4 protein-coding genes are annotated in these 5,886 nt (G+C 63.1%); all 4 read left to right on the top strand.

The window, feature by feature from the left end; genetic code table 11:
* The first annotated feature begins 95 nt into the window (after nt 1–95).
* The 4 genes from DYL61_RS30945 (at nt 96) to DYL61_RS30930 (ending at nt 5,801) form a co-directional block, all read left to right on the top strand.
* On the top strand, nt 96–1,793 hold the full coding sequence (locus tag DYL61_RS30945) for a molecular chaperone HscC (RefSeq protein ID WP_135311546.1): 1,698 nt from the start codon (nt 96–98) through the stop codon (nt 1,791–1,793).
* Between the two features lie 12 nt (nt 1,794–1,805).
* Nucleotides 1,806–3,422, top strand: a complete 1,617-nt coding sequence (locus DYL61_RS30940) for a J domain-containing protein (protein ID WP_135311545.1) — start codon at nt 1,806–1,808, stop codon at nt 3,420–3,422.
* 144 nt (nt 3,423–3,566) lie between these two features.
* Nucleotides 3,567–4,817 carry an OprD family porin gene (locus DYL61_RS30935; RefSeq protein ID WP_135311544.1) on the top strand — a complete coding sequence of 417 codons (1,251 nt, stop codon included), beginning with the start codon at nt 3,567–3,569 and terminating at the stop codon, nt 4,815–4,817.
* 84 nt (nt 4,818–4,901) lie between these two features.
* A complete protein-coding gene (locus DYL61_RS30930; protein WP_135311543.1) occupies nt 4,902–5,801 on the top strand; it encodes a polysaccharide deacetylase family protein in 900 nt (299 codons plus the stop codon).
* Nucleotides 5,802–5,886: the final 85 nt, after the last annotated feature.

Below are 5,886 nucleotides of genomic sequence, written 5' to 3'. Positions count from 1 at the left end.
TTAGGGCAAGCCCCCTCCCACAGTTGCTTTTGGCTCAACCTTTCAGGATAAAATTGGTCACAGATTCTTACCGACCACAGAGGGAGCTTGTCGTAATGATCGTAGGAATCGACCTGGGGACCACCAACAGTCTCGCAGCCGTCTGGCGCGGCGATGCCGCCGAACTGGTGCCCAATGCCCTGGGCCAGTTGCTGACCCCCAGCGTGGTCGGCCTGGATGACCAAGGCCGCATCCTGGTCGGCCAGGCCGCCAAGGAGCGCCTGCACACCCACCCGCACCTGACCACGTCGCTGTTCAAGCGCTACATGGGCAGCGCCACCGAAGTGCGCCTGGGCGATAAATCATTCCGCCCGGAAGAACTCTCCGCGCTGGTGCTCAAAAGCCTCAAAGAAGATATCGAGCGCACCTACGGCCATACCGTCACCGAAGCCGTGATCAGCGTGCCCGCCTATTTCAGCGACGGCCAACGCAAAGCCACGCGCATTGCCGGTGAACTGGCCGGGCTCAACGTCGAAAAACTGATCAACGAACCCACCGCGGCCGCCCTCGCCTACGGCCTGCACCAGCGAGACAAAGAAACCTCGTTCCTGGTGTTCGACCTGGGTGGCGGCACCTTCGACGTGTCGATCATCGAGCTGTTCGACGGGGTGATGGAAGTGCGCGCCAGCGCCGGCGACAACTTCCTCGGCGGTGAAGACTTCGACACCCTGTTGCTGGAACACTTCGTCGACAGCCAGCGCAATACCCAGGGTTTCCCGCCCACCAGCAGCGTACTGCAAGCCCTGCGCCGTGAAGCCGAACGCGTGCGCAAAGCCCTGGGCCAGGACGACAGCGCCGACTTCGCCCTGCGCGTGGATGGCCAGCAATGGGTGAAAACCATCACCCAGCAAGAACTTGCCAAGCTCTACACCCCGCTGCTGGAACGCCTGCGCGCGCCCATCGAGCGCGCGCTGCGGGATGCGCGGATTCGCGTGGGCGACCTCGACGAAATCCTGCTGGTGGGCGGCACCACGCGCATGCCGCTGGTGCGCAAGCTCGCCGCCGGTTTGTTCGGGCGCTTCCCGTCCATCAGCCTCGACCCCGACCAAGTGGTTGCCCACGGCGCCGCGATCCAGGCCGCACTCAAGGCCCGTTCGCAAGCATTGGAAGAAGTGGTGCTGACCGACGTGTGCCCCTACACCCTGGGCATCGAAACCTCCAACCAGTACGGCAGCCATATCGAAAGCGGCCACTACCTGCCGTTGATCGAGCGCAACAGCAGTGTGCCGGTCAGCCGGGTCAAAAGCGTGGTGACCCTGCACGACAACCAGAGCCAGGTGCTGCTCAAGATCTACCAGGGCGAAAGTCGCCTGGTCAAAGACAACATCGAACTGGGCCAACTGGACATCGCCGTGCCCAAGCGCAAGGCCGGTGAAGTCTCGCTGGACGTGCGCTTCACCTACGACAACAACGGCCTGCTGGAGGCCCAGGTGAATATCCCGCTGACCGGCGAACAGCACTCGCTGGTGATCGAGAACAACCCTGGCGTACTCAGCCCGGACGAAATCCAGCAACGCCTGCAAGCCCTGGCGCAGTTGAAGGTTCACCCGCGCGACCAGCAGGTCAACACCGTGCTCACCGCCCGCCTCGAACGCCTCTACCAGGAAAGCCTGGGCGAACTGCGCGAGCAACTCGGGCACTGGGCCGGGCAGTTCCAGCAAGTGCTCGACACCCAGGACGAACGCCGCATCCGCGAGGCCCGCAGCGAATTGACCCGCCAACTTGAACAGCTCGACAACGGGTTCTGGCGCTAAGGGAAACACCACATGGATTGTTGGACCGTACTGCAACTGCCGGAAGACGCGGACGAGCGCACCATCAAGCGCACCTACGCACGGCTGCTGAAAAGCTGCCGCCCGGACGACGACGCCGAAGGCTTCCAGCGCCTGCGCGAAGCCTATGAGGAAGCGCTGGCCTACGCACGCTGGCGCGCCGATTGGGAAGAAGAGCAAAGCCCTGCTGCGACGCCCGTGATCGAGCAGGCCCACGGCAACCTCAATGACCTGGCCGAATTGATGGACGTCAGCGTCCTGCAACCGGCCCCCGTCGAAGCGCCCAAGGCCGATCCCGCGCAGGCGCTCCTCAGCGGCCTGAGCGCCAGCAACTTGCTCGAACGCTGGCAACAGGCCAATCAACAGGACTGCACCGACGCTTTCCAGGCCGGCCTGCTACGCCATTGTTTCGACAACCCCGGCGAGCGTACGGCGATAGCCAGTTGGGCGGCGAAGCACCTGGAATGGCTGACGCCCTGGCAACAGGTCGCCATGACGCCATGGCAGCATGAAACGCTGAGTGGCGAGCTGTTGCAGGCCTACCGCCACACCTTGCAGGCACTGCTGGAGCAAAAGGCCGAGCGGGAGTTCATCACCCAACTGACCGAGTACAACAACCAACCGTGGCTGCGAGTGTTCGACCAGCAACAGCAGTGGCAACGCATCATTCTGCACCTGCTCCACGACACCGCCTGGAGCGTGCCGCTGTTCGAGCGCGTATGCCAGGTATTCGGCTGGGACGACCAGAAAGGCGTGTACCCGGAACCCGCCTGGATGTGGCGCGAACTGGTCTCGCGCTGTGAGCAGGAAAGCTTCTTCGCCCACCTGCAAGACAAGGCCCAGGACACACAGCGCACCTCCGCCGACGCCCTCGCCGCCCGTCTACTGCTGACGCCCATGACCGCGACGCAACAAAAACGCATGATCGACGGCTTTGGCGACAACGAATGGCACGCCTGCCAACACCTGGCCGAAACCCTGACCTGGCGCTACCCGCAACTGCTGGAACGGCTGCCCCAACCCGATGCGTTCTTCTGGCGCAAATTTGTCCCCCGACCGATCTACACCCAGGTATTCATTCGCGTATGGGCGGTGTTCGCACTGGGGATCGGCCTGAGCCTGCTCAACACCCCCTCCGCACAACTCGACCTGCAATCGACCCTTCTCTTTATGTTGATGGCGTTCGTCCCGGCCGGGGTCGCGTTTCGTGTCACCCAGTTCTGGGCCAGCATCAGCTCGGCGTACCGGGTCCCCGACCTGTGGCTGAGCCAGTACCTGATCCCCAAGCGGCTGAACCCCAATCAATACTGGCTGGTCATACGCCACGGCATCCCCCAGGCGTTCATGCTGGTGGCCTGTGGGCTGATGCTCGGCATCCTGGGCGCGGTCACCTATGCCGGCGCGTTGGCGATCAACCTGCTGCACAAAAAACGCATCGGCCATATGAGCCAGACATTCAGCGAAGGCTGGCCCTGGCTGAACGGCTTGCACTGGGTGTTCTGGAGCCCACTCCAAGCCGCGTTCCTGGTGGTGATGGTGGCGGTGATCATTGCCGCGCAGCATTACTTGCCGGCGGTGCCCTGGACACACTTCAACCCACCCAAGTCTTAATCCCAAAAAATGCCGGGCCGCAGTGCCCGGCAAGTTGCGTTCGATCATCGCCCACAACCCGCCCTCCCCCACTTTCCCCACGCCCACACCGCTCCCCATCATGGCCCGCACCTGCATAACCCCAATAACAACAGGTCCTACACCATGAGCACTTTCCACCCGCGCCGGCTGTTGCTGGCAACCGCTGTCGCCAGTCTTGCGCTGCCCGTCGTCGCCGAAGAACACGGTTTCCTCGAGGACGCCAGCGCCACTCTCAACCTGCGTAACTTCTTCTTCAATCGCAACTACACCAACCCCACCAAGACCCAGGGGGGTGCGCAGGAGTGGACGCAGAGTTTTATCCTCGACGCCAAGTCCGGGTTTACCCAAGGTACGGTGGGGTTCGGGGTGGATGTGTTGGGTCTTTATTCGCTCAAGCTCGATGGCGGGCGTGGTACGGGGGGCACTCAACTGCTGCCGTTGGACCACGACGGTCGGCCGGCGGATGAATTCGGGCGGTTGGGCGTGGCGTTCAAGGCGAGGATTTCGAAGACCGAAGTGAAGGTCGGCGAGTGGATGCCGGTGCTGCCGATCCTGCGTTCCGACGATGGCCGTTCCTTGCCGCAAACCCTGCGCGGTGGGCAGATCACCTCCAGGGAGATCGCCGGGCTGACCCTGTACGGCGGCCAGTTCCGCGCCAACAGCCCGCGTGACGACAGCAGCATGACCGACCTGTCGATGACCGGAAAACCCGCGTTCACCTCCGACCGCTTCAACTTCCAGGGCGGTGAGTACGCGTTCAACGACAAGCGCACCCAGGTCGGCCTGTGGAACGCCCAGCTCAAGGACATCTACCGCCAGCAGTACGTCAACCTGATCCACAGCCAGCCGCTGGGCGACTGGACCCTGGGCGCCAACCTCGGGTTCTTCTATGGCAAAGACGACGGCAGCGCCCGCGCCGGCGCGCTGGATAACAAGACCTGGTCCGGGCTGTTCTCGGCCAAGCATGGCGGCCACACCTTCTATGTCGGCCTGCAAAAACTCACCGGTGATAATGCGTGGATGCGTGTCAACGGCACCAGCGGCGGCACCCTGGCCAATGACAGCTATAACGCCAGCTACGACAACGCTCAGGAAAAATCCTGGCAAGTGCGTCACGACTACAACTTCGCCGCCCTCGGCGTGCCGGGCCTGACGTTGATGAACCGCTATATCAGCGGCAGCAACGTGCACACCGGCACGATCACCGACGGCAAGGAGTGGGGCCGCGAGAGCGAACTGGGCTATACCGTGCAAAGCGGCGCGCTGCGGGATCTCACGGTGCGCTGGCGCAATTCCAGCATGCGCCGCGACTACAGCAACAACGAGTTCGATGAAAACCGGCTGATCGTCAGTTACCCGATCAGTCTGCTGTAAACCGGCGCCGAACTTGCTGTATGGTGCGCGCCTGCCGCTGCTGATCCGCCCAGCAGCGGCCTTTTACCCGAGCCCGCGCCCACCATGAAATCCTTTGCTACTGCGTCCTTTCTGCTTGCCTTGGCCCTGAGCCTCGGCGGCTGCATCGGCGCGCCCATCGCCCTGACGCCGCAGACCGAACAGCGCCTGCAAGCCCAGGCGCCGATCCGCTTCCTGCTGACCTTCGATGACGGCCCCAGCGCGTCGGGCTACAACAACCCGAGTCGCTCGGTGGTCGCCGACCTGGCGCACAACCCGGTGTTGCCGGGGATCAAGGCGGTGTTCTTCCTGCAGACCGAGGCGTCCCGTTCCGGCGGCAGCTCACGGGGGCACAAGACCATGCAACGTGAGTACGCGGGCGGGCATATCCTGGCCTTCCACACGGCCACGGGCTTTCATACCAACCATCGCTGGCTGAACAACGACGAGCTGGAAAGCACCCTCACCCAGGGCGCCAATGACATTGCCGCGATCACCGGCAAGCCACCGCTGCTGGTGCGCCCGCCGTTCTGGAATTACGACCGTCGCACCTTCGCCGCTTACCAGCGTCATGGCATGCATGTGTTGCTCACGGACCTGAGTGCCAATGACGGCAAGATCTGGGGTTTCAACGGCAGCCCGCGGCGTCGCGCGAACCTGTATCGCCAGTTGTCGGTGGTGCGCGAGCGCATCGCTCTCGGTGAGTTGCCGACCGTGGACGGGGTGATCCCGGTGGTGGTGACGTTTCATGACATCAACCGCTACACCGCGCGGCATCTGCAGGAATACTTGCAGATACTGCTCGACAGCGCGCGGATCAACGGGGTGAAGACGGCGGCGCAGCCGTTCTATACCGACCATGACACGCTGGAGCGAGCGGCGCTGGCCCGGGCGGTCAAGGATGTGAACGAACCGGTGCATTTGCCGGGGGTGTGGAACTGGGTGTGGGATGCGGATACCCACTGATGTCTGAAGCCCTGTGAAGAGCAAATGTGGGAGGGGGCTTGCCCTAATGCCAGTCAGTTAAGGAAACAGCAGATGAGCGGCTTTC

The sequence above is a fragment of the Pseudomonas nabeulensis genome (assembly GCF_004682045.1).
Lineage (GTDB): Bacteria > Pseudomonadota > Gammaproteobacteria > Pseudomonadales > Pseudomonadaceae > Aquipseudomonas > Aquipseudomonas nabeulensis.
This window is presented reverse-complemented; position numbering and strand designations above follow the sequence as displayed.

Bases quoted from the DNA above. Each gene is read 5' to 3' on its own strand.
- DYL61_RS30935 (WP_135311544.1), top strand. From the start codon at position 3,567: ATGAGCACTTTCCACCCGCGCCGGCTGTTGCTGGCAACCGCTGTCGCC.
- DYL61_RS30945 (WP_135311546.1), top strand. From the start codon at position 96: ATGATCGTAGGAATCGACCTGGGGACCACCAACAGTCTCGCAGCCGTC.
- DYL61_RS30940 (WP_135311545.1), top strand. From the start codon at position 1,806: ATGGATTGTTGGACCGTACTGCAACTGCCGGAAGACGCGGACGAGCGC.
- DYL61_RS30930 (WP_135311543.1), top strand. From the start codon at position 4,902: ATGAAATCCTTTGCTACTGCGTCCTTTCTGCTTGCCTTGGCCCTGAGC.